This is a genomic window from Saezia sanguinis (assembly GCF_003991585.1).
Classification (GTDB): Bacteria; Pseudomonadota; Gammaproteobacteria; order Burkholderiales; family Burkholderiaceae_C; genus Saezia; species Saezia sanguinis.
Genome location: NZ_PQSP01000005.1, coordinates 101,329 through 126,329, shown reverse-complemented (window position 1 = coordinate 126,329; position 25,001 = coordinate 101,329). Strand labels below are relative to the sequence as shown.

The window sequence follows — 25,001 nt, the reverse complement described above, 5'->3', positions numbered from 1 at the left end:
GTTAAGTAACATACACCCGTCAATTTTACGGTGACTTGCAATTTCATGCTGCAAATCTTCATGACCGGACGGGCCTTGCGGTCAACTTTTCAATAAACCTTAAATATCAGGCTTGTTATTAAAACAAATTCTGACAATCAACTCATGTACATGCCACCATTGACATGCAACTCCACTCCAGTAATATAACCGGCCTTGCTGGAAGCTAAAAATGCCACAGCTTCGGCAACTTCCTGTGCCTGCCCCAACCGCCCCAGCGGAATCTGAGACAAAAGCGTATTTTGCACATCTTCGGGCAGGCTTGCAGTCATATCGGTTGCAATGAAACCAGGTGCCACACAGTTCACGGTAACACCACGGCTACCCAATTCACGTGCCAGCGCCCTGGACATTCCGGCCACGCCGGCTTTGGCTGCTGCATAGTTGGCCTGACCGACATTGCCAGAAGCGCCTACCACCGATGTAATGCTGATAATGCGCCCATAGCGCTGCTTCATCATCGGCCGAATAGCTGACCTGGAGAGTCGGAAAACCGCTTTCAGATTGGTATCCAACACAGCATCCCAGTCGGCATCCTTCATGCGCATGGCCAACGTATCGCGGGTAATGCCCGCATTGTTGACCAGCACATGCAAGCCGCCTTCGGTTTTGACAATCTCATCCACCAATGCCTCAGAAGCCGCACTGTCTGTGACATCCAGCACACAGCCCTTGCAGCCAGGAAACCCCGACAACGCCTGGGTAATCTTGCTCGCACCCTCACTGGAAGTGGCTGTTGCATACACGCGCATCCCTGCTGCAGCCAGTGTGGCGGCAATAGCAGCGCCAATACCACGTGTTGCCCCGGTAACCAAAGCCACAATAGGCGTACTTGTATTGCTCATGCCAATGCCTCCTGAGTCTGTGAAAGTGTTGCCGGATCAAACACGGCGTTTCCAACCAATTCCGCGTCAATGCGTTTGAGCATTCCAAGCAAAACCTTACCAGGGCCGCACTCAACAACCTGTGTAATACCCCACTGCTTGACCGCCATCATATCCTCAACCCAGCGCACCGGGCCAAAAGCCTGCCGGTACAGCGCGTCGCGAATCGCCTGCGGATCGCTTACAACCGCAACATCCACATTGTTGATAACGGGAATCTGAGGCGCAGCAAACTGCACCGTGTCCATTTTAGCCTTCAGCTTTTCGGCCGCCGGCTTCATCAGGCTCGAATGGAAAGGCGCAGAAACAGGCAGCAGCATGGCTCTTTTCGCACCTGTGGCCTTCATCGCCTCACAGGCTTTTTCAACGCCAGCCTTGCTGCCGGCAATCACCGTCTGGCTGGCATCGTTAAAATTCACGGCTTCAACAACTTCCTGGCTTTCCTGCGCGATCTGCGCACAAACCTTGACCACTTCCGGTGCCGCCAGGCCCAGTACAGCAGCCATGGCGCCGACACCGACCGGCACGGCCTCCTGCATCGCCTGGGCCCGAAAACGCACCAGCGCAACGGCATCCTCAAACCGCAAAACCCCTGCGGCTACCAATGCGCTGTATTCTCCCAGAGAATGCCCGGCAACCACCTGCGGTGCTGCACCCGTTTCAGCCATCCAGACCCGATAAGCAATCACTCCGGCCACCAGCATGGCGGGCTGCGTATTGGTGGTTAAAGCCAGCGCTTCTTTCGGGCCGTTTTGAATCAAGGCACCAATGTCTTCACCCAAAGCCTCATTGGCCTGTGCCAGCGATTCACGCACGACAGGGTGATCACCCCAGGCGTCCAACATACCGACAGACTGGGAGCCCTGCCCAGGGAAAACAAATGCAAATGGTTTCATCTTGTTAAATGGTCAACTGTTGTCATTCTAATAATCAAGCAGTACCGCACCCCAGGTAAAGCCGCCACCCACGCCTTCAAGCATGACCGTGTCTCCGCGCCGGATTTTACCACCACGAACCGCGGCATCGAGCGCCAACGGAATAGATGCGGCTGATGTATTGCCATGTTCATCCACCGTAACAAACAACCGGTCTGGCGCAATACCCAACCGTTTAGCCGTACTTTGCATGATGCGCAAATTGGCCTGATGGGGAATCAGCCAGTCCACATCGCTCCCCTGCCTGCCTGCCTTTTTCAGCACCGCTTGTGCAGTATCATGCAGCACATGGACAGCCAGTTTAAATACCGCCTGCCCATTCATATGCAGAAAAGGGTCGCCCTGAAGAGCGCCGCTTCCTACATGGGCCTCAGTATACAAGATATCTTTATATTGGCCGTCAGCATGCAAATCCGAAGCCAGAATCCCCGGCTCATCGCTGGCTTCAAGCACCACGGCACCGGCACCATCACCAAACAACACACAGGTGGCACGGTCATTGAAATCCAGCAGCCTGGAAAACACCTCGGCACCAATCAGCAAAGCGCAACGGTAGCCCCCTGAGCGAATCATCGCATCAGCCACCACCATGGCATAAATAAATCCTGAACACACCGCCTGCATGTCAAATGCGGCACACCCCTGCATTCCGAGTTTTTTCTGAATGACTGTCGCTGTAGACGGGAACACCATGTCAGGTGTTGAAGTGGCGACGATGATCAGGTCAATATCGCTCTTCTTTTTGCCCGCGGCATCCAGCGCAGCCTGTGCTGCCTGCACCCCCAAGTCGCTGGAAAGAACACCTGCCTCGGCAAAACGACGGGCACGAATGCCGGTACGTTCAACAATCCATTCGTCTGAAGTTTCTATCCCGCGGGTAGCCAGCTCCTGCGCCAACTCATCATTACTTACCCGACGTGCAGGCAAACAGCTCCCAGTCCCAACAATCCGTGTATACAAGCTCATGTCTTTGTGATCGGAACAACTGCTTCTGAAGCAGTTGAAGTTGACAGAAAGTGGGCCCCAGCATCAATGCGCTGACGCACACGGTCCAGCAGACCATTGCTCACAGCGCTGTAAGCACGATGCATTGCCTGCTCGAAAGCATACGCATCTGCAGAGCCATGGCTTTTGAACACCAGCCCCCGCAAACCTAACAGAGAAGCACCGTTATATGTCCTCGGATCCACGCGTTTTTTAAATGAATTCAAAACCGGCAGCGCCACCAGCGCAGCCATTTTGCTATACAGGCCCCGGGTAAACTCCTGCTTGACAACACCGGCAAGCATCGACGCCAGGCCTTCAATGGTTTTTAAAGCCACATTGCCGACAAAACCATCACAGACAACCACATCTGTAGTGCCTTTAAAAATGTCATTGCCCTCAACATTACCGTAAAAGTTAATTCCGCCCTGTTCAGCACACTGGCGCAACAACTCTCCGGCATGCTTAACCGTTTCACTGCCCTTAATCAGCTCTTCACCAATATTAAGCAAACCAACGGTTGGATTATCCTTGCCAAACAGGCCGCCAACCAGGGCCGAGCCCATTAGAGCAAACTGCAGAATATGCTCAGGCAGGCAGTCGACATTGGCCCCCAGGTCCAGCATGGTCGTAAACCCGCCCTGGGAATGCGGCAGCGTCGTGGCAATTGCCGGGCGATCAATACCTGGCAGGGTTTTCAGCACATAGCGGGACACCGCCATCAATGCCCCGGTATTTCCTGCTGAAACACATGCATCCGCCGCTGCAACTTTTGTTTGCGGATCGGGGCGTACCTGGGTAATCGCCACACGCATCGAAGAGTCACGCTTTTTACGCAGCGCGATCTCTACCGAATCATCCATGCTAACCACTTCAGAGGCGACAACTGCTGTGGCACGCGGCATCCGCATTGCAGCAGGGCTGACAACCTCTTCCAGTCCGACCAACAGCAACTCTGCCTGCGGGTGAGCACGTAAAAAGCTTTCGCTAGCCGCAAGCGTTACATCCGGCCCGACATCACCACCCATGCAATCAATAGCAAGGCGAATCATTGATTTTTAACTTAAAAAGCGCTAATGCCAGATTCGCGGCTTGAGAACCAAGCACGCAAAAAACATTCAGCGCTCATATACAACCTGATTACTCTTCGTTTTTGGTTTTCACCACTTTACGCCCACGATAGAACCCGTTCGGGCTGATATGGTGGCGCAAATGCACCTCACCCGTGGTAGGTTCAACTGCCGTTGGGGGCACAGACAAATGATCGTGCGAGCGGTGCATACCACGCTTGGACGGTGACTTTTTGTTTTGCTGGACAGCCATAATGACTCCTAAGCCTCTAATCTCAAATAAATCAAATTCAATAACCACAAATCAGGAAGCTTGTCAGGCACTGATGCCACAGCACCAATACCCGCCGCCCCATCTTTTAAAACCGAATGGCATAAGAAGCTGACAAATAGCCTTTACTATTTTGCAGCAATTTACTTATGCTTATACTGTTTTAAGCGTTCATTTTTGCGTTCAGGCTTTTTATACATTGACATGTCATTGCAACCAGCAGAACGCGAAACTTTTCATTATATAAGAAAACTGCCCGCACGTCTGCATTTTCTTGTTGCCCCGGCCCGACAGCCTCTTTTAACCCGCATTGTCTCACTACAATCCCCTCATGTCATCAGCACCTACACCCGTACAACAGGAAATACTTGCATGCGCAGCGCGCCTGATTGTTGAAGACGGCTTCGAATACGGGCCCGCCAAACAGCAGGCCATTAAACAACTGGGACTGCCGGCTCGCACGGCACTGCCCAGCAACGACTTCCTGGAAGAAGCCGTTATCGAGTACATCGACATCTTCTGCGCGGACACACAACCACAAGAATTAAGAACATTGCGCGAAATTGCCGCCCGTTGGATGCAATTGATGCAGGAATTTACTCCTTTCCTGAGCGGGGCCGTATGGCATGGCACTGCGACGCGCCACTCGGATATTTACCTGCAACTGTTTTGCGATGACTCCAAAATGGCCGAAATCTTTCTGATCAACCAAAACAAGAAGTACCTCACAGGCGATGCATCTGGCCCTGGCGGACACACAATTCCTGCACTCACTACATGGGAAACCGTGCCTGAATGGCAGCAACGCGTCAATATTCACATGGCAGTCTATGACTTTGACCATATTCGCGGCGCGCTTACGCCAGACAGCAAGGGGCGCGCGCCCCGGGGGAATCTGGAAGCCGTTCGCCAACTGCTATTGGTTGATTAAAATTTAAAGGCTTTCCGCCCCGCTTTGCCGTCCCTCCCCCTCAAAACGGTCCCCGCGCACATCCAGCTTGGTGTTCCTGTAAAATTGTAGGAAAATCTTTTTCTATCACTTTACAGCCCTTTATCTGTTGTAATTATTTATCTATCTTTACGCTTTTGGATTAAATCATGCATATCCTGGTTATTCATGGCCCCAACCTCAATTTACTTGGGTTGCGCGAACCTGAAGTGTATGGCGCAACAACGTTAGAGCAAATTAACAACAATTTACAACAATTAGCCACATCTAAGCATGTTTCGCTGCAACTGTTTCAGAGCAATCACGAGGGCGCACTGATTGAGCGCATCCATCAGGCTCGTACAGACGGAACAGAACTCATTATCATCAATCCGGCCGCTTATACACATACCAGCGTCGCCTTGCGTGATGCGCTTGCCGGGGTGGCACTGCCATTCATCGAAGTACATCTATCCAACATTCATCGGCGGGAAAAATTCCGTCATTTTTCTTATTTTTCCGATCTGGCTTTGGCTGTCATATGTGGCATGGGCGGATTAGGTTATGAAGCAGCATTGGAGTATGCAACTCGCCATTTACACTCAATTAGCAGCAATAAGTCAGTAATAAGCTGATAATCAGCTCAAAATTTTTTAAAGCTGGCAGAAATCACACTTTACTCAAAGGAACTGTCAGCCTAAATCGCTTGGAGTATTCATCATGGATTTACGTAAACTCAAAACCCTGATCGACTTGGTATCAGAATCCAACGTATCAGAACTCGAAATTACAGAGAATGAAGGCAAAGTTCGCATTGTCAAAGCCAGTCCGGTTCCTTTAGCCAATTATGTTGCAGCACCGGCCGCCATGATGCCCGCCCCAGCACCCGTGATCAATTCTCCGGCCATTGCCGATACCGCCGCTACAGACAGTGCAAGTAATGAAATCGCGGGCGATGTCATCAAATCCCCCATGGTTGGCACCTATTACCGTGCCCCATCTCCTGGTGCAGATCCTTTTATCAAGGTTGGACAAAGCGTACAGGAAGGCGATACGCTGTGCATCATTGAAGCAATGAAAATCCTCAACGAAATTGATGCAGACAAATCTGGCGTTATCACGCAGATTCTGGTCGAAAACGGTCAGGCCGTTGAATATGGCCAGCCTCTGTTTGTCATTGAATAATTACATTCTCTAACGCTTTTGACCGTGTCATGCTTACAAGCGCAACAGACTCACTGGCACTTTCCCAGATGCCTGCTGTCGTGTTGCTTTTCAATTTGTGACATTACACACTGTTAACGGCCAAGCACATCATTTTGCGGAGCCAGTTTATGTTTAAAAAAATTCTTGTGGCAAATCGGGGCGAAATTGCCTTACGAATTCAGCGCGCCTGTCGCGAGCTGGGTATTACAGCCGTCATGGTGTATTCTGATATTGATAAAGACGCCAAATACATCAAATTAGCAGACGAAGCGGTCTGTATCGGGCCCGCAGCTTCCAGCCAAAGCTATTTGAATATGCCCGCCCTGATTTCTGCGGCCGAAGTCACAGATGCCCAGGCCATTCACCCCGGCTACGGCTTTCTGGCCGAAAATGCAGACTTTGCAGAACGCGTGGAACAAAGCGGCTTCACTTTTATCGGCCCAACGCCCGAAGCCATCCGCATCATGGGGGATAAAGTTTCTGCCAAACAGGCCATGATCAAAGCCGGCGTGCCAACCGTTCCCGGTTCTGATGGCCTGCTGCCTGAGGACCCCAAAGAAATTGTCCGGCTGGCACGTGAAATTGGCTACCCGGTCATCATCAAAGCCACCGGCGGTGGCGGCGGACGCGGCATGCGCGTGGTACACACGGAAGCCGCATTGATCAATGCCGTGCAAATGACCCGCAGCGAAGCCCAGGTAGCCTTTGGCAACCCCGGGGTCTATATGGAAAAATTCCTGCAGGAACCACGCCATATTGAAATTCAAATTCTGGCCGATGAATACAAAAACGCCATATTCCTGGGCGAGCGGGACTGCTCCATGCAGCGCCGCAACCAAAAAATCATTGAAGAAGCACCCGCACCAGGGATTCCACGGCGGGCGATTGAAAAAATCGGCGCCAAATGCGTAACTGCCTGTAAAAAAATCGGCTACCGGGGGGCTGGCACATTTGAATTTCTGTACGAAAACGGAGAGTTCTACTTCATTGAAATGAACACCCGGGTGCAGGTCGAGCATACCGTGACCGAAATGGTGACCGGTATTGATATTGTGCGCGAGCAGATTCTGATTGCTGCCGGTGAAAAACTGCAATATGCCCAGCGCGACGCGCAGGTCAAAGGCCATGCGATCGAATGCCGCATCAACGCCGAAGACCCGTATAAATTTATCCCATCTCCGGGACGTATCACCATGTGGCATTCTCCTGGCGGGCCAGGCGTACGCGTGGACTCTCATATTTACTCCAACTATTTTGTCCCGCCAACCTATGACTCCATGATCGGCAAACTGATTACATATGGAGACACCCGCGAACAGGCTATTGCACGCATGCGCACAGCCCTGCTGGAAACACTGGTCGAAGGCATTTCAACCAACATCCCCCTGCATCGGGAACTGATGGTAGATGCCAGGTTCAATGAGGGAGGCACCAGCATCCACTACCTGGAAGAGTGGCTGGCCTCCAGAGCCAGATAAACCCCATGCAATCGCTTTACGAACTTGCTTTACTGGTGCGCATTGACCATGTTGATCTGGTCAGCGACGCGCTGATGGAACTGGAAGCGCTCTCTGTTTCTGTGCAGGATGCTGATGCAGGCAGCGACACTGAGCAACCGCTTTTTGGCGAACCGGGCGAGCCGGAGCCGCAGGCTGCCGGCTGGCAACGCTCTGTCATCACGGCCCTGTTTCCTGAAGAAAGCGCCTGCATTGAAGCGGCTACCATTTTGCTGGCACAGGATTGGGGCCAGCACATTCAGGTACAGACCATTTCCGCGGTAGACGACCAGGACTGGGTGCGTTTGACCCAGTCACAGTTTACCCCGGTGGAAATCACGCCAGAATTCTGGGTTGTGCCCAGTTGGCATGAAGCGCCGGCACAGGCCAAGCATGTCATTGAGCTTGACCCGGGCATGGCGTTTGGCACCGGAACACACCCGACCACCCGCATGTGCATGCATTGGATTGCCACCCATGCCCCGCTGGTGCAAGGAAAACGCATTTTGGATTATGGCTGCGGCTCTGGTATTTTGGCAATTGCCGCTGCTTTGTATGGCGCACAAACCATAGATGCGGTGGATATAGATAATGCCGCTGTCGAATCTACCAACCTGAATGCCCAGGCAAACAAAGTACAGCAGCAGATTCATGCCGGGTTGCCTCATACGGCTCATGGCCTTTATGACGTTGTGCTGGCCAATATACTGGCCACGCCGCTCAAACTGCTGGCTCCGTTACTGTGCAACCATGTGGCAATGTCTGGCCATCTTGTCCTGGCCGGTATTCTGGAGAGGCAAGCAGAAGAACTTCAACAAGCCTATTCGCCATGGGTTACACTAGAAGTCAATAATGCGTGTGATGGCTGGATTTTGATGACTGCGCACAAAATCCCTGGCTCTCGCCCGCTTTAAAAAGCCCTTTTGGCAAAACAATACGTCACTATGGTTCTGGCTGCTCGTTGTCCTGAGTGTGGTACTTCATTTCGCATCGTCCCTGATCAACTGAAAATTTCAGATGGCTGGGTCCGGTGCGGGCATTGCGCGCATATTTTTGACGCGTACGAAACACAATACGAAACGCCTGAGGAAACGCTGCATCCCCAGCCAGACACCACGCAGCCTGATGCCGCACAGAATGACAACCTCCCTCAAGAACAGGCCAGTGCTGAAAGTCCTGCATGGGAGCCCGATTCTGAGCCCCCCTCTGACTTTCACATTGAAGTGATTGATGATGCGGCACTAGAATCTCCCGCTATAGAACCTTTACCGGCAGATACTGCGGCAACGCCTGAGACCTCTGCGGTAAATACTGTCCCGGAAGAGGAACCTACAACCCCATCCTTTCAGGACTCGCTGCTATCAGAATTTCACATTGGCTGGCAGGAATCTGTTTTACCTTCGATCCATACCACAGACCCTGTTCCACCTGAGAGCACATTTCCCAAAAAACTGTTTTCACCTTCTCAGCCGGAAAAAACAGACAATCTGACGCCCTGGTTCAAATCGCAGATTGAGTCAAATGCCGCACCTGCGCCCATATCGGCAGAACAGCATGCCGGCACAGCTGACCCTTTAACCCAGGAGCAGACCCCTTCTGCAGATACCTTATCCCCGGCAACTGACCAGCCGGCAACAGAAGCTTCTGTCCCTCAACAAATACCCGGTTCTTTTATTGAACGTGCCAGCCAAAGCGCTACGGCTACCCCCATTTTTTCGGATGCCCCCACACTCGAAACGGTGGAAGCACGCAAAAAACAGCTTTTCCCTTTAAAAAACCCAGCGGAAAACGCACAGGCAACAACCCATTTTTCGGGTTTAAAAACAGCGTTTCAACCAGAGGCCGAGCCAGATGTCGCAGCAGAAAACACAACCACGCCTCAGGCCGCTACATCGTCGCCGATCATGTCCATCACTTTGGGTGACGATGATGACTTTTCTGCACCGCCTCCAGCCACGGATGACGACGAGCCCACTCAACCCAGGGATATATTTAACCCCTCCTCGGTTTTTGAGCTCTCTACTTCCAGCACTTTAGATCATACCGACTCCAAGCTGCCCTCGAGCTACTCGATATCTGACTCTTATATCGAAATTCTGCACTCTGAACTGCCGGAAGAGGAGCCGCTCCCTGAAATCGGCCTGCCATCCGCAGCAGATGAAGCCGAGCCGCAGTTCTCTTTCATCAAAACCGCGCACAGAAACACCTTCTGGCAGCGTCCCATTGTGCGCATTTTTTCCACAATGGTCTTTTGTTGCCTGCTGGTCACATTGGTTCTTCAAATCTGCTTGGCTTTTCGGGATACGCTGGCGGCCCAGGCCCCGTCATTGCGCCCGGCACTGGAATCCCTTTGCGAACCACTGCACTGCAGCGTCAGTTACCCACGCAACATTCAAGGTGTTTCGATTGATCACTCCGGATTTCAGATCATTGGAGATAACCGTTTTCAGTTGGTCATGACACTGAGAAACGCAAGTGCTGAACCGATAGCACCACCCTGGGTTGAACTGACACTTACAGACAGCATCGGGCAAACCGTTATTCGCAAAACCCTCTCACCAGACGAGCTCGGCATCACCCAACCATTTTTACAGCCTCAGGAAGAGATTTTTATCGACCAGACTTTGGTGGTTAATGCGCTTGATATCCGCGGCTTTAACACTGCCTTGTTTTATCCCTAACGCGTCCCCCTCTTACAGGCCTATTAAAAATAGGTTCCGCACGGCACTTTTGTGACAAGGGTATGCATTCAGACCGGTCAACTGAAGGACTCAGGGCGTGTTAACACAATCTATAGGAGTGCGAAAGCATGTTCAGGCAGATGACCAGCAAGGCAGACCGAGCACAGTGTAGTACATCTACACAAACGAGGGCTAACACCGCTGGGCGCTGCCTGAGCGTCTTTCCCTTCGGGCAGCCATCAGGCATAGTATATACTTTGTCGCACCCTGCAATCAATAGCACCACTATTGATCTTGGTTGCTTCGCGCATCCATCTATGCCTAATGAACTGCGCATTTCCTATATTTTGTATTAACACGCCCTTATATGTCTGCCTTGATTTGCGGCTCACTGGCATTTGACACCATCACCCACTATGGGGGGCGCTTTGCCGACACCCTTCTTTCTGATCAGCCAACTCTTTTCAATACCTCTTTACAAATGGATACCCTACACCGTGAATATGGGGGTTGTGCAGGCAATATCGCTTACTCACTTCGGGCATTAGGAGGCGAGCCTATCGTTCTGGCGCTTGTCGGCTCCGATGGTAAGGATTATCTGCACCATCTTCAATCTTTGGGTATAGACACAGCATACATCGCTGCACTGTCCAACACCCATACGGCACAGTGCATTGTCATGATTGATGGCGACGGCCGCCAAATCAGCGCGTTTTATCCGGGAGTGATGCGGCAGGCACATCGCTTTCCCATTCCGCAATTACCGCACATCAAAATCGGCATTCTAGCGCCTAACGAGTGTCAGGCCATGCTGCTCCACGCGCAGCAAATGAAGCAGGCCCACATTCCCTTTATTTTTGATCCAGGGCAGTCTTTACCCCAGTTTGAGACCGACGCGCTCAATGACATCATGTCACAGGCAGACTGGATCGCCGTCAACCAATTTGAAGGACAGCTTCTTTGTGAAAAAACCAGTTTGTCTTTAGCAGAAATCTCTGAACAACTTTGTGGCGCACTGTTCGTCACGTTGGGTGCTCAGGGAAGCGATGTGTGGCAACATGGGCAGAAAACACACATCAGCCCATTCCGCCCTGAAAGGCTTGCTGACCCCACCGGCTGTGGCGATGCATACCGCAGCGCTTTATTGTATGGGCTCGAGCGTCACTGGCCAGCCACCCACTGTGCCAGGCTCGGCAACCAGTTGGGCGCCATCAAAGCCGCATCACCGGGTGCCCAAAACCACCAGATCAGTGCAGATCTGCCGCGACAGTTTGCTCCCGCATAGTCCCTGATAGCAGCGCCATTTTCAGACGAAAAAATCCAAGGTTGGAACACCAACCCTGGATCTGTGATGCAAAACGCGTAACGTGTTTTGCTTCAGCCTGCAGACAAATCCAGCCTGTTTAAGGCTTAGATGATGTCGGGAAAGGCCATGCTGCCCGAGGACTCAACTGGGTTGATACCTCTGGAGTGCTTGCTGCAGGACTAGGAGCTGCTGATTTAACTTCAACAGGCTTAGTTGCTGTGACCTTGCTGGCTACAGTTCTTTTAGCAGCGGCAGCAGGTTTTTTGGCAGCAGGTTTTTTGGCAGCGGGCTTTTTCGCAGCAGGTTTCTTAGCGGCAGGCTTCTTGGCTGCCGGTTTTTTAGCGGCAGGCTTTTTGGCCGCAGCTTTTTTAGCAGCAGGCTTTTTAGCCGCAGCAGCTTTTTTAGCTACGGGCTTTTTGGCCGCAACTTTTTTGGCTGCCGGTTTTTTAGCCGCAGCAGCTTTTTTAGCTACGGGCTTTTTAGCCGCAACTTTTTTGGCTGCCGGTTTTTTAGCCGCTACAGCTTTTTTAGCTACGGGCTTTTTGGCCGCAACTTTTTTAGCTGCCGGTTTTTTAGCCGCTACAGCTTTTTTGGCTACGGGTTTTTTAGCCGCAACTTTTTTGGCTGCTGGTTTTTTGGCAGCAACCGCCTTCTTAGCTACGGGTTTCTTAGCTACAACTTTTTTAGCTACGGGTTTCTTGGCAGCAACTTTTTTAGCTGCCGGTTTTTTAGCTACTGGTTTTTTTGCAGTTGCCATGATTTACCTTCTCCTCGATCTAGTTACAAAACCTATGCTGCTCTGTTATAGATCGATTGACCCAATCCGCAAAATATATGCGGTCTGCCAAACCAGCTACGTGGTGCGTACAGGACACACCATGCAGCTTGGACGCCTATCACAGTCAGCTAATCAATCCCAGGAAAGAGCACCTCCACTTTGATAGTCAATCACGCGCGTTTCAAAGAAATTGCGCTCCTTCTTGAGATCAATCATTTCACTCATCCATGGGAATGGATTTTCCTCATTAGGGAAAAGTTCCGGCAGACCAATTTGCGTTGCTCGCCTGTTGGCAATAAATCGCAAATAGCCCTTGAACATGGATGCGTTTAAACCCAGTACGCCTCGCGGCATCGTATCTTCAGCGTATTGATATTCCAGATCGACAGCCTGCATAAACAGGCCCGTAATCTCTTCGCGGAACTCAGGTGTCCACAAATCTGGATTTTCCAGCTTGATCTGGTTGATCATGTCAATACCGAAATTGGTATGCATGGATTCATCACGCATGATGTACTGATACTGCTCGGCAGCACCAACCATCTTGTTCTGCCGCCCCAGCGACAGAATCTGGGTGAACCCGACATAGAAGAACAGCCCTTCCATCAGGCAGGCAAACACGATCAGGGAACGCAACAGCTTCTGGTCGTTTTCCGGCGTTCCGGTCTGGAAAGAAGGGTCGGTAATCGTATCGATGAACGGAATCAGGAATTCATCTTTATTGCGGATCGAATCGATTTCATGATAAGCGTTAAAAATTTCACCTTCATCTAAACCAATGGATTCGACGATGTACTGATACGCATGCGTATGAATGGCTTCTTCAAAAGCCTGACGCAATAAAAACTGGCGGCATTCGGGCGCCGTGATATGGCGATAGGTGCCTAAAACAATGTTATTGGCAGCCAGAGAATCCGCTGTCGTGAAAAAGCCAAGGTTGCGTTTAACAATCAAGCGCTCGTCTTCTGTTAAGCCGTTAGGGTCTTTCCACAGCGCGATATCGCGTGTCATGTTGACTTCCTGCGGCATCCAGTGGTTGGCGCAGGTGGCCAGGTATTTTTCCCAAGCCCATTTGTATTTAAAAGGAACCAGTTGATTAACGTCGCTATGTCCGTTGATAACAAATTTATCAGCGGCTGAGACACGACGCTTGGAATCACTGCCTCTTAATGCCGGATTTTTTGCAGTTGGAGAAGCCGCCGCACCATTTCCGGTTGGATTTGATGCAGTCTGATTTTGCGATGATGTTTTAACTTCGTTATCCCAAGTAAGCATCTATGTTTCCTATTCATTGCGATTATGAGATTACCTGATGAAAAACGCCAAGTGTTCACTGCAATTTTCATGATGAATCATGCATAAATGTTGCAAACAAACATCGAATTACTTGTTTCGTCGCCATCTATCATCAACAACGCATGCCATCAGGCAGCATGCGTGTGATCAAAAATTTTCAAAAACTTTCTACTTTTTTACTGACACGCTTCACATCCCGGATCATCCAAAGAACAGAATTTAATGTCTGTTGCAGGAACTGCCGCAGGCGCCGCCGGTTTGGCAACAGGAGCTGCTGCTGCCGTCGGCATAGATGCCGGCACTGCGTTGTGTGAGCCCGCGCGCACGGTTGCTTTTTCTGCATGAGCCGCGCTGGAAGAGCGCAGGTAATAAGTGGTTTTCAGACCCGATGTCCATGCCAGCTTGTATGTTTCATCCAGCTTGCGCCCGGATGCATTGGCCATATAAATATTGAGCGACTGGGCCTGATCAATCCATTTTTGCCGACGTGAAGCGGCTAAAACCAGCCATGTCGGATCAATTTCAAACGCGGTGGCATACAGATTTTTCAGATCATCAGGCACGCGGTCGATGCGATCCAGCGATCCCTCAAAATGCTTGAGATCCATCACCATCACATCATCCCACAAGCCCAGTTCTTTCAGATCACGCACCAGATATTGGTTAATGATCGTAAACTCTCCAGACAGGTTGGACTTCACCGCCAGGTTGCCAAAGTTCGGCTCAATCGACTGGTCCACCCCCACAATGTTGGAAATGGTCGCCGTGGGTGCAATCGCCACGCAGTTGGAGTTGCGCATGCCCTGCTGTTTGATTCTGGCACGCAATCCGTCCCAATCCAGACGCTGGGTGCGATCAACGTCCAGATAGCCGCCTCGTGCCTGTGCCAGCATATCCAATGAATCCAGCGGCAGAATGCCTTTGCTCCACAAAGACCCTTCATACGATGCATAGCAGCCGCGCTCGGTAGCCAGATCGCTGGATGCCTCATACGCAAAATAGCAAATGGCTTCCATGGACTGGTCAGCAAATTCGACCGCTTTTTCTGAACCATATGGCAAACGCATTTGATATAAAGCGTCCTGGAAGCCCATCAGCCCAAGCCCTACCGGACGATGCCGCATGTTTGAGTTTCTGGCTTTTGCCACCGCGTAGTAGTTGATATCGATCACGTTATCCAGCATGCGCATGGCAATGCGTATGGTCTGACGCAGCTTGTCCATGTCGAGCTCATTGCCATTGGTACCTTTTTTGATGTGCTGCGCCAGGTTCACAGAACCCAGGTTGCACACCGCGATTTCCTTGTCGTTGGTGTTCAGCGTAATTTCTGTACACAGATTGCTGGAATGCACCACCCCCATATGCTGCTGCGGTGAACGCACATTGCACGGGTCTTTAAAGGTAATCCAGGGATGGCCAGTTTCAAACAGCATGGAAAGCATCTTGCGCCACAAATCAACTGCACGCATCCGCCGGAACAGCGAAATCTGCCCTTCATCAGCCATTTGCTCATAGCGGGTATAGGCTTTTTCAAACGCATCGCCATGCAGGTCGTGCAAATCGGGGCAATCGCTTGGAGAGAATAAAGTCCACTGCCCGTCTTCCATCACCCGTTTCATGAACAGGTCCGGAATCCAGTTGGCCGTATTCATGTCATGGGTACGGCGGCGGTCATCGCCGGTGTTTTTGCGCAGTTCCTGAAACTCCTCAATATCCAGGTGCCATGACTCCAGGTACGCACAGACCGCCCCCTTGCGCTTGCCACCCTGGTTCACCGCCACAGCGGTATCATTCACCACCTTCAGAAACGGCACGACTCCCTGTGACTCGCCATTGGTACCTTTGATGTGGCTGCCCAGCGCACGAACACGTGTCCAGTCGTTGCCAAGCCCGCCGGCATATTTAGATAACAACGCATTTTCTTTGATCGCTTCGTAAATGCCATCCAAGTCATCAGGCACCGTTGTCAGGTAGCAGCTGGAAAGCTGGGAACGCAATGTGCCGGAATTGAACAGCGTTGGCGTGCTGGACATGAAATCAAATTTGGACAGCACTTCATAAAACTCAATGGCACGCGCCTCACGGTCAATTTCATTGAGCGCCAACCCCATCGCCACGCGCATGAAAAACGCCTGAGGCAGTTCAATCCGTTTTTTCCGGATATGCAGAAAGTACCGGTCATACAAAGTCTGCAGGCCCAGGTAATCAAACTGCAGATCACGCTCTGCCTTCAGCGCAGCACCCAGCCGTGCCAGGTCAAACTGGCCCAGCCGCTCATCCAGCAAGTCCGCTTCAATCCCTTTTTGGATGTAATCTGCAAAATACTCGGCATAACGGCCCTGCATCGCATCCTGGTCCACATTTTCATTCAGGACTTCCTTGCGGATCGTATGCAGCAACAGTCTGGCAGTCACCTGGTTATAGCCCGGATCATGCTCAATACGGGTACGGGCAGCCAGAATCGATGCCTTAAACACTTCGATCAGCGGCACGCCGTCATAAAGATTGCGCAGGGTTTCAGTCACCACCGGTTCCGGCTTCACATCCTCACCCAACCCGGCACAGGCAGATTCAACCAGCCTGCGCAGCATTTCCACATCCAGCGGCCGGCGCTCATTGCCATCCACCACATGCAGTTCAGGGTGTGCTGCTTTTTCCTGCTGTTTTTGCTGAGCACGTTCCTGCGCCCGGCGTTCACGATACAGCACATAAGCACGGGCGACTTCATGATGACCACCGCGCATCAGCGCCAGTTCCACATGGTCCTGCACATCTTCAATATGAAAAGTCCCGCCTGCCGGACGTGAGCGCAGCAACCCGCGCACCACCGTCTGCGTCAGTTCATCCACCATTTCACGCACGCTGGCCGATGCCGCCCCCTGCGTGCCATGTACAGCCAAAAAGGCTTTCATCATCGCCACGGCAATTTTGCTGGGCTCAAACTGCACAACAGCTCCGTTACGCCGGATGATCTGATAGTTACTGTAAGCACTATCAGCCAATGGCTGCTCAACATTGTGCTCAGAAGCTGCATATCCATGCATGGACGCTCCTGAAGAAACCGTGGGATCAGAAATAACTGACTGCATTATTAATCGTCCTTGAATAAATTGGGGGCAAAATCAACTATGGAAAGGTCATCCTCTTAAAGTAACCCGCCCATACTCACTTCAAGCCATCACCGCCGAAGCAACAAATAATTTGCTAATTTTTACAATCGAAATGTCACAATTCTGCCGGGCATACCCTTAAGTATTTGCCCGGCAATGCCATGTAGTGAAAAGGTCAGCAACCCTACATTTAGTGTTTGTCTATTATTTCAAGCACTATCTATAGCGTCAAGCGTTAATTTACAACAAATGGAAAAACCGCTTAACTACGCGGTCTTGGAGCATTAAGCCGCAAAAACAATGTCGACACTCCAGGAAGGGATTTTGTTTGATCACTGTTGGCAATACTCTGCCTTTTCGCAGCAGAACAGCACAACAATTGCCTACAAACACAAACCAGGCAAGAACATACTATTTATGTCGATTATCAGGGCAATATCATGCAAAATGAGTAACAATTGACACACATGAAATATTTACGCGAATAATTCATGTGCGCTTATGGCTAATCTGCATTCTCTTTATTTCAGTGACCTGAGCCGCTTATGTTCATCGTGCCTCTTATCTTTTTAGCCGTTGCATTTGGCCTCAGCCTGTTTTACTTCGGGTTGACATTCACGCTGCTGCAGATGACCTGTATCGGCATTGCTTTTTTGTGCGTCTTTGCTCTTGCTTTGGTGGTTGCGCGCAAATTTGCGCCTTATAAAGCATTTGCCATCCAAAGCACTATTTTCCTGCTGGTTGTGATTGCAGAGATCATGCTGTTTCATCACGTCAAAGGCATTGACAGCCCATTTCGTATGCTGGAGACAGCTAACTATATTTACCGCAATACGGCACTGATCAAATATGGCCCTTATGTTGCGGTTTTTCTGGCCCAAACCGTGCTCATTGCCGCTTGTTTGAGAACCAATACCAACCAGACCCTGGTGATTTCGGCCCTCTCGTTTGCCATCACTTATTTCATTATTTACATGACTTGGCACCATCTGCTGGCAGACAGAACCAAAATTGAACTGGCAACCCGGGTCATCAACGACCTGCTGGAAATTCATCTGGACGCCAACAAATCAGAAGCTTATCAACTCCTGAAAAAGGTTTACGAGCAACTTTCCCAGCAGGTTCAGCTATACGGTCGCTGACATGGCGTTTGGTTAATCCAGCTCGGCACGGGAAAAAAGGTCGCGGATCAATGCATCGTCTTCACATGCGGCATGAAAGCCCAATGCAAACTTTTGCAACGCCTCTTTATCGCTGGCGTATGCACAAAACATGCTGCCCTCAGGATCAAAACCAATGATATCCTGCAACTCCGGCATCTTTTCCTGCAAAAAGACACGTGCCAAAGATGCCCAATCATAGCCATTGCCCTCAAATCCATCCTCTTCGCGTGCAGAGAAAATATCCGCCTTGTACTCACCCACGTCCAGCAACAGAGAATGAGTTCCTTCAAAACTCACCATCCGAAAGGGTGCAATTTGCGCATTCACTGACATAGAACACCTCTTTATCACTATTTAAAACAACATCGCCACGGCACCTATTCCCACAGGTGCTATTGAACCTCTGCACAAGCGTATTGCTGCGGCAGCTCCATCTGAGCCTGCTCCACACTGTCGTAATCAAAGTCAGCAACACATTCCCAATGCATGTCACAGCTCAGGCGGTACACCTTTGCATCCGCATGATACTGCACAATCGCCAGGCCATAAATAGCTACCCCCGGTTTCTCATACCCCTTTTTTACAAACCCAAAAGGCTTATCTGACCATGCCCACGCCAAAACGCGGGCGCCATCAATCAGCGCTGGCGGTCGCTTGCAGTTCGCCACAGCCATATCATCCCTGTCATATTTCGCCATTTAATCACTAAACATAGCGCCAGCCATACTTGCGCAATGATAGGCATACCGCTTTTCAATGTCACCTCCCCAGACACCGCAAGCAGACATATAATGACCAGTTGGTTGCCTTCGTTTATATTCCCTGCCTCCTCTGTTATGACCATCCGCACCGACGACTTTTCAATGGCTCCGGCTGACCCGGACAAAACCCGCGCGGTATCCATGCAGCCTGCATCACCGCAGGAAGAAGCCATTGAGCGTGCGCTACGCCCCAAGGGCATGGCCGAATACGTGGGACAGCCCAAAATCCGCGAGCAGCTTGAAATATTCATCGGTGCAGCCAAAAAAAGACAGGAAGCACTGGACCATGTCCTGCTGTTTGGCCCGCCTGGGCTGGGCAAAACGACGCTGTCTCACATCATTGCGTATGAGCTGGGCGTGAACCTGCGTCAAACCAGCGGCCCGGTGCTGGAAAAACCCAAGGACCTGGCAGCACTGCTGACCAACCTGGAAGCCAACGATGTGCTGTTCATTGATGAAATCCATCGCCTTTCACCCGTTGTTGAAGAAATTTTGTACCCGGCGCTGGAGGACTTCAAGATCGACATCATGATCGGCGACGGCCCGGCTGCACGCTCGATCAAACTGGACCTGCAACCGTTTACACTGGTGGGAGCCACCACCCGTGCCGGCATGCTCACCAACCCGCTGCGCGACCGGTTTGGCATTGTGGCGCGGCTGGAGTTTTACAACAGCGAAGAACTTAAGCGCATTGTGCTGCGCAGCGCTGACTTGCTGGGCTCACCCATTGACGACAAGGGAGCCGGCGAAATTGCCCGCCGCTCACGCGGCACACCACGTATTGCCAACCGGCTGCTGCGCCGCGTACGCGACTATGCCGATGTCAAAAGCCATGGCCGGATCAATGAGGATATTGCGCAAAAAGCATTGGCCATGCTGGACGTTGACCCGCTGGGTTTTGACCTGATGGACCGCAAGCTGCTGGAAGCCATTGTGTTCAAGTTCGACGGTGGCCCTGTGGGGCTGGACAATCTGGCGGCTGCCATTGGCGAAGAATCCGGCACCATTGAAGACGTGATCGAGCCCTACCTGATTCAGCAGGGTTATCTGCAACGCACGCCGCGGGGCCGGGCAGCAACGCTGGCCGCGTTCAAACATCTGGGCGTGGCGCCACCGCAGCACAACCCCGGGCTATTCTAAGGTTGGCAAAACACTGTTAACCACAATGCCGAGCCAGAAAACGCAGGGTCGGACTCTACTCCCTTAGCCCACAATAAGCTGCCGGCTTTTTTCCAGTTCGGGGGTTTGTCGCAAAAGCTCTGCAATTTCACGCCAAGATTCAAAGTTGCTTTTGTTCCAGTGATACATCTTGATACAGATATTAAACCTGATCAGCCATCCTGTTTTACATACCAAAGCGCCTGCGCTTGATCCCAACTTTGATATTTATCCGGCAGTGATTGATTTTTCTCACATAAAAGGACCAAATGTCCACACAAACCAGGAAACCGATTAGAATTTCAATTTAAGGGTGCATGGCATGAATTTCATTCAATTAACCGGTGTCATTGAATGAAAAACAAAACGCATCACCAACCCCGCCACATGCAATGATGCTGCCATACTTAGTTTTTTAGTTTTGACATCCGTATCGTAAAGCCTTGACTGCCATGAATCAAATTGAATCACTCATGCAAACGCTGGGGGTTCAGGCCAGAGCCGCCTCAACCCAAATGGCCATAGCCAGTATCGAACAGCGCAACCAGGTTTTGCTGACTCTGGCAACACTGCTGCGAGAGCAGGTTGATCATCTAATCCATGCCAACCAGCCCGATATCCAACAGGCGCAAGCTGCGCATCTGGCGCCTCCCATGGTCGACCGTCTGCGCCTGACACCGGAAATCATTGAAACCCTGGCCACAGGCTGTGAACAACTGGCCAAAATGCCAGACCCCATTGGACAGATGCTCAATGTCCACCAGCAACCCAGCGGTATTTCTGTCGGGCAGATGCGGGTTCCCCTGGGCGTATTCGGCATGATTTATGAGAGCCGCCCCAATGTCACCATTGAAGCGGCAAGCCTTTCCATTAAAAGCGGCAATTCGGCCATTCTACGAGGCGGCTCGGAAGCCATGGCCTCCAACCAGGCCTTAATGGCCTTGGTTCATCAGGCACTTCAACAGGCCAACCTGCCTGAACATGGCGTGCAACTGGTGCCGACCACGGACCGCGAAGCGGTTGGTTATATGCTGACCATGCCACAATATATCGATGTGCTGATTCCACGCGGCGGGCGCAGCCTGATTGAACGCGTCAGCAAAGAGGCCAAAATGCCCGTGATCAAGCACCTGGATGGCAATTGCCATACCTATGTGGATGATCCGGTCGACATTGAAATGGCTTTGCGGGTTGTTGACAATGCCAAAACACAAAAATACAGCCCCTGCAATGCAACAGAAGGTCTGCTGATTGCACGCAGCATTGCCCCCGAATTTTTGCCCCGCATTGTGCAGATTTTTGTCGCCAAAGGCGTTGAAATGCGCATCACACCTGAAGTTCACCAGTTGCTGATGAATACCCCTGGAGCAAAACTGGTTCCGGTGGCCGAAGATGAATGGACGGCAGAGTACCTCGCACCCATCATCCGCATCAAACTGGTCAAAGGGGTGGATGAAGCCATCGCGCACATTAACCGCTTCAGCTCGCACCATACCGATGCCATATTGACCAGCAACCACGACCATGCCATGAAATTTGTCAGGGAAGTAGACTCTTCAAGCGTCATGGTCAATACCAGTACCCGTTTTGCAGATGGTTTTGAATATGGGCTGGGTGCTGAAATTGGTATTTCCACCGATAAATTTCATGCCCGTGGTCCGGTTGGGCTTGAAGGGCTGACCTCACTCAAGTGGGTTGTCATGGGGCATGGCGAAGTCCGGACCTGATTCCGGCTTATTGCTGCAACAATAACAAAGGAGAGCCACAACCGTGAACATCATCATTATCGGCGCTGGGCGCGTCGGTGAAAGTGTGGCTGAAAACCTGTTATCGGAAGATAATGAAATCACTGTCATTGACAATGACAGTGAGCGCCTGCGCAGCCTGCAGGAACGTTTTGACCTGCGCGGCGTGCAAGGCAATGGCACTGAAATTGACGTTTTGATCGAAGCCGGCGCCAGAGACGCCGAACTGCTGATCTCCTGCGCTTCGCTGGAGGAAACCAACCTGGTTGCCTGCAAAATTGCGCAAATGGTGTTTAACATTCCTACACGCATTGCCCGTGTCAGGTCGTCACACCTGGATCATCAGGACACATTGCTGTCCAAAGACGGCTTTGCCGTTGACACGCTGATCTGCCCGGAAGAATCCCTGAGCCGCTATATTGCCAAACTGGTTGAATATCCGCAGGCTTTGCAGGTCCGCAATTTTGCCGAAGGGCTGGCCTGCCTGGTTTCGGTACGCGCGCGTGCGGGCTCTCCGCTGGTGCGCCACAGCATCAGCGAAGTCACCCAGATCATGCCCAATATCGCAATGCGGATTGTCGCGATATACCGCCGGCTGTGGGACGGGCCAGACCAGTTGATCATGACCGACGGCAGCACCCGGATCGAACCGGATGACGAAGTATTCGTGCTGGCCGCCAAAGACCAGATTCCAGCCATACTGAACGGGCTGCACCAGCTCCCCGGAACTGCTGCGCCCGCAGAAACAACAACGGCAACGGAAGAAACGGCTCCACTGGCTCCGGCCTCCAGCGTACGCCCGCAGCGCATCATGATCGCCGGAGGCGGGCGCGTTGGCGAACGGCTGGCCATGTACCTGGCCGCCAGCCCAATCAACCACAATCTCAAAGTCATTGAAAAAAACCCGGACCGCTGCATCACGCTGGCATCTAAACTGAAAGAATCGGTACTGGTTTTGCAGGGCAATGCCACCGATGAAGACCTGCTGGAATCGGAAAATGTCGCCAACATTGACCTGTTTTTATCTGTCACTCATGACGACGAAGACAACATCATGTCGGCACTGCTTGCCAAGCGCATGGGCGCCCGGCGTGTGCTGGCACTGATCAACCGGCGCAGTTACGCAGAGTTAATGCACAGCACCCAAATTGACATTGCACTCTCGCCAGCACAAACCATGCTGGGCGAATTGCTGGCGCACGTGCGTAAAGGCGAGGTCATTGCCGTGCACAGCCTGCGCCGGGGCGTTGCCGAAGCGCTGGAAATCGTGGCGCGCGGCACCCGTAAGACATCCCGCGTGATCGGGCGCCAATTGGGCGACCTGAAACTTCCGGCGGGGGTTCAGGTCGGGCTGATCATCCGGGGGCTTTCAGATGGCACCGTCACACCGGACTCTACGCTGGCAACCGAGTCCGGCTTTGCCGACTCCACCCAAATACAGGATAATCCGCAGCAGACGGCGCAAACACTGGTTCAACTGCCCAATGCACAGGTCATCATTCCCAGCAGTCATACCGTCATTGAAAACAATGACCATATAGTCCTCTTCCTTCCCAGTAAACGGCTGATACGCGATGTGGAAAAACTCTTCAAGGTGGGTGCGACCTTCCTCTGACTCCTGGCAAAGCCTGTTTCCTGTTCTCAGGGTATTGGGAATGGTACAGGCTTTTTTCGGGATACTGATGCTTTTGCCTGCATTGACGGGCTGGAGCACGCGCCATGATGGCGTGGCCTATATTTTTTTCGGCTGCGCTGTGTTCACCATTGTCACCGGGCTGTGCCTGTGGCTCACCATGCGCAAACACCAGCGCGACCTGATTCCACGCGACGGTGTCCTGCTGGTACCGCTGACCTGGTCATGGCTGCCATTGTTTGCCAGCTTCCCCATAATGATTTCACTCTATCATATTGGCCGCCCGATTGATTTTTCACATGCTTACTTTGAAGCCGTTTCCGGCCTGACCACTACCGGCAGCACCATCTTAACGGGTCTGGACACACTGCCTATTTCATTGAATTTCTGGCGAACATTCCTTCAATGGCTTGGCGGCTTAGGCATCATCATTTTAGCGGTGGCGATTCTGCCATTATTGGGAGTAGGCGCCACACAGCTATTTCGTACAGAAATGGCCGGCCCGCTCAAGGAAAATAAACTCACGCCACGCATTTCCACAACGGCAAAAGCGCTGTGGGGCATCTACGTTCTGCTCTCGGTCCTGTGCGCTTTGGCATACTGGGCAGCGGGCATGACCTTCCCGGACGCCATCATGCACATGTTCAGCACCGTCAGCCTGGGCGGGCTGACTTCGCACGACAAGAGTTTTGCCTACTTCAACAGCCCGCTTATCGAGTGCATTGCCATCATATTCATGCTGTTAGGCAGTTGCAGTTTTACCCTGTATTTCGTCTGCATCCGCCGCCGCTCACTCAAACGGCTGTGGCAGGACCCGGAAGCACGCGCTACGCTCACCGTTTTGTTGGGCAGCGGCCTGTTTGCATCATTCTGGTTATGGATCAAGGACACCTATCCGCTGATGGAAGCCCTGCGGCAAGGCATGTTCAATGTGATCTCCGTGGCTACGACCACCGGCTTTATGTCCACCGATTACACGCAATGGCCGGTGTTCATCCCCGTTCTGATGCTGCTGCTTTCCGGTGTTGCAACCGGTGCGGGCTCCACCGGGGGTGGCGTCAAAATGATCCGCTTGCTGATTCTGATTAAACAAACGCAACGGGAAATTCGGCGCATGGTGCACCCGCGTGCGGTACAACCTGTTACCATTGCCGGGCAGGTCATCAGCCAGCCCGTCATTTTTGCTGTGCTGGCATTCATGCTGGTATATGGCATGACCGTTATTGCTCTGAGCATGGTACTGCTGCTGACGGATATGGACATGGTCAGCGCTTTCAGTGCGATACTTGCCAGCGTACACTGTATGGGCGTTGGCTTTGGTGAAGTAGGGCCTGCTGGCAGTTTTGGCCATTTAAGCAATTTCCAGATCTGGATCTGCTCTCTGGCGATGCTGCTGGGACGCTTGGAAATGCTGTGTTTTTTAGCAGTTCTGATGCCATCTTTCTGGCGCAGATGATGCTTTTACCCTTGAAAAACGCATTTTGTCCCTCAAGTGAGTAAAAAATTGCCCTTTTTTATTGACACATTCCTTACAATTACGACAGCAATCGCATTACT

The 25,001-nt window shown here is 51.8% G+C and carries 22 protein-coding genes; 12 read left to right on the top strand and 10 right to left on the bottom strand.

The window, feature by feature from the left end; genetic code table 11:
• Window positions 1–137: 137 nt before the first annotated feature.
• From fabG to rpmF, 5 genes are all read right to left on the bottom strand, one after another.
• A complete protein-coding gene (gene fabG, locus CUZ56_RS10055) occupies window positions 138–884 on the bottom strand; it encodes a 3-oxoacyl-ACP reductase FabG (protein WP_126980258.1) in 747 nt (248 codons plus the stop codon).
• Entirely contained in the window at window positions 881–1,819 is a 939-nt protein-coding gene (gene fabD, locus CUZ56_RS10050) for an ACP S-malonyltransferase (RefSeq protein WP_126980257.1), read from the bottom strand. The genes fabG and fabD overlap by 4 nt, the downstream gene beginning before the upstream one ends.
• Before the next feature lie 27 nt (window positions 1,820–1,846).
• Window positions 1,847–2,824 (bottom strand): beta-ketoacyl-ACP synthase III, encoded by a 978-nt coding sequence (locus CUZ56_RS10045; RefSeq protein ID WP_126980256.1) that lies wholly within the window; start codon window positions 2,822–2,824, stop codon window positions 1,847–1,849.
• Entirely contained in the window at window positions 2,821–3,894 is a 1,074-nt protein-coding gene (plsX, locus tag CUZ56_RS10040; RefSeq protein ID WP_126980255.1) for a phosphate acyltransferase PlsX, read from the bottom strand. Before plsX ends, CUZ56_RS10045 begins: the two co-directional genes overlap by 4 nt.
• Before the next feature lie 88 nt (window positions 3,895–3,982).
• On the bottom strand, window positions 3,983–4,165 hold the full coding sequence (gene rpmF, locus CUZ56_RS10035; RefSeq protein ID WP_126980254.1) for a 50S ribosomal protein L32: 183 nt from the start codon (window positions 4,163–4,165) through the stop codon (window positions 3,983–3,985).
• Window positions 4,166–4,514: 349 nt separating this feature from the next.
• Between rpmF and CUZ56_RS10030 the strand changes: the two genes are divergently transcribed.
• The 7 genes from CUZ56_RS10030 to CUZ56_RS10000 all read left to right on the top strand — a co-directional run bounded on the left by CUZ56_RS10030 (window position 4,515) and on the right by CUZ56_RS10000 (window position 11,779).
• Complete coding sequence (locus CUZ56_RS10030) at window positions 4,515–5,114, top strand: hypothetical protein (RefSeq protein WP_126980253.1); 600 nt, start codon at window positions 4,515–4,517, stop codon at window positions 5,112–5,114.
• A gap of 167 nt (window positions 5,115–5,281) precedes the next feature.
• Window positions 5,282–5,746 (top strand): type II 3-dehydroquinate dehydratase, encoded by a 465-nt coding sequence (gene aroQ / locus CUZ56_RS10025; RefSeq protein WP_126980252.1) that lies wholly within the window; start codon window positions 5,282–5,284, stop codon window positions 5,744–5,746.
• An 85-nt stretch (window positions 5,747–5,831) separates the two neighbouring features.
• Window positions 5,832–6,296 (top strand): acetyl-CoA carboxylase biotin carboxyl carrier protein, encoded by a 465-nt coding sequence (gene accB / locus CUZ56_RS10020; protein ID WP_126980251.1) that lies wholly within the window; start codon window positions 5,832–5,834, stop codon window positions 6,294–6,296.
• A gap of 149 nt (window positions 6,297–6,445) precedes the next feature.
• Window positions 6,446–7,795 carry an acetyl-CoA carboxylase biotin carboxylase subunit gene (gene accC / locus CUZ56_RS10015; protein ID WP_126980250.1) on the top strand — a complete coding sequence of 450 codons (1,350 nt, stop codon included), beginning with the start codon at window positions 6,446–6,448 and terminating at the stop codon, window positions 7,793–7,795.
• 5 nt (window positions 7,796–7,800) lie between these two features.
• Complete coding sequence (gene prmA, locus CUZ56_RS10010; RefSeq protein ID WP_126980249.1) at window positions 7,801–8,727, top strand: 50S ribosomal protein L11 methyltransferase; 927 nt, start codon at window positions 7,801–7,803, stop codon at window positions 8,725–8,727.
• 30 nt (window positions 8,728–8,757) lie between these two features.
• Window positions 8,758–10,494: a zinc-ribbon and DUF3426 domain-containing protein gene (locus CUZ56_RS10005; protein ID WP_126980248.1), complete on the top strand. Its 1,737-nt coding sequence runs from the start codon at window positions 8,758–8,760 to the stop codon at window positions 10,492–10,494.
• 367 nt (window positions 10,495–10,861) lie between these two features.
• Window positions 10,862–11,779 (top strand): carbohydrate kinase family protein, encoded by a 918-nt coding sequence (locus CUZ56_RS10000; protein ID WP_126980247.1) that lies wholly within the window; start codon window positions 10,862–10,864, stop codon window positions 11,777–11,779.
• A 118-nt stretch (window positions 11,780–11,897) separates the two neighbouring features.
• Here the strand turns inward: CUZ56_RS10000 and CUZ56_RS09995 are convergent, their stop codons facing one another.
• From CUZ56_RS09995 to CUZ56_RS09985, 3 genes are all read right to left on the bottom strand, one after another.
• Window positions 11,898–12,557 (bottom strand): histone H1-like DNA-binding protein, encoded by a 660-nt coding sequence (locus CUZ56_RS09995; RefSeq protein WP_126980246.1) that lies wholly within the window; start codon window positions 12,555–12,557, stop codon window positions 11,898–11,900.
• Between the two features lie 153 nt (window positions 12,558–12,710).
• On the bottom strand, window positions 12,711–13,853 hold the full coding sequence (locus CUZ56_RS09990) for a ribonucleotide-diphosphate reductase subunit beta (RefSeq protein WP_126980245.1): 1,143 nt from the start codon (window positions 13,851–13,853) through the stop codon (window positions 12,711–12,713).
• Between the two features lie 197 nt (window positions 13,854–14,050).
• Window positions 14,051–16,918, bottom strand: a complete 2,868-nt coding sequence (locus tag CUZ56_RS09985; RefSeq protein WP_126980244.1) for a ribonucleoside-diphosphate reductase subunit alpha — start codon at window positions 16,916–16,918, stop codon at window positions 14,051–14,053.
• A 611-nt stretch (window positions 16,919–17,529) separates the two neighbouring features.
• On the opposite strand from CUZ56_RS09985, the gene CUZ56_RS09980 reads away from it, so the two are divergent.
• Window positions 17,530–18,126, top strand: coding sequence for a hypothetical protein (locus CUZ56_RS09980; protein WP_126980243.1), 597 nt, complete (start codon window positions 17,530–17,532; stop codon window positions 18,124–18,126).
• Between the two features lie 12 nt (window positions 18,127–18,138).
• Here CUZ56_RS09980 and CUZ56_RS09975 read toward each other — a convergent pair whose 3' ends face one another.
• A complete protein-coding gene (locus CUZ56_RS09975; RefSeq protein WP_126980242.1) occupies window positions 18,139–18,480 on the bottom strand; it encodes an immunity 51 family protein in 342 nt (113 codons plus the stop codon).
• Window positions 18,481–18,539: 59 nt separating this feature from the next.
• Entirely contained in the window at window positions 18,540–18,845 is a 306-nt protein-coding gene (locus CUZ56_RS09970; protein WP_204250875.1) for a hypothetical protein, read from the bottom strand.
• Window positions 18,846–18,983: 138 nt separating this feature from the next.
• Here CUZ56_RS09970 and ruvB point away from each other — a divergent pair, with 138 nt between their 5' ends.
• The 4 genes from ruvB (at window position 18,984) to CUZ56_RS09950 (ending at window position 24,900) form a co-directional block, all read left to right on the top strand.
• A complete protein-coding gene (gene ruvB, locus CUZ56_RS09965) occupies window positions 18,984–20,048 on the top strand; it encodes a Holliday junction branch migration DNA helicase RuvB (protein ID WP_126980341.1) in 1,065 nt (354 codons plus the stop codon).
• A gap of 461 nt (window positions 20,049–20,509) precedes the next feature.
• Entirely contained in the window at window positions 20,510–21,793 is a 1,284-nt protein-coding gene (locus tag CUZ56_RS09960) for a glutamate-5-semialdehyde dehydrogenase (protein ID WP_404948035.1), read from the top strand.
• 43 nt (window positions 21,794–21,836) lie between these two features.
• Complete coding sequence (trkA, locus tag CUZ56_RS09955; protein ID WP_126980240.1) at window positions 21,837–23,426, top strand: Trk system potassium transporter TrkA; 1,590 nt, start codon at window positions 21,837–21,839, stop codon at window positions 23,424–23,426.
• Between the two features lie 40 nt (window positions 23,427–23,466).
• Window positions 23,467–24,900, top strand: a complete 1,434-nt coding sequence (locus tag CUZ56_RS09950; protein WP_239442391.1) for a TrkH family potassium uptake protein — start codon at window positions 23,467–23,469, stop codon at window positions 24,898–24,900.
• Window positions 24,901–25,001 lie beyond the last annotated feature (101 nt).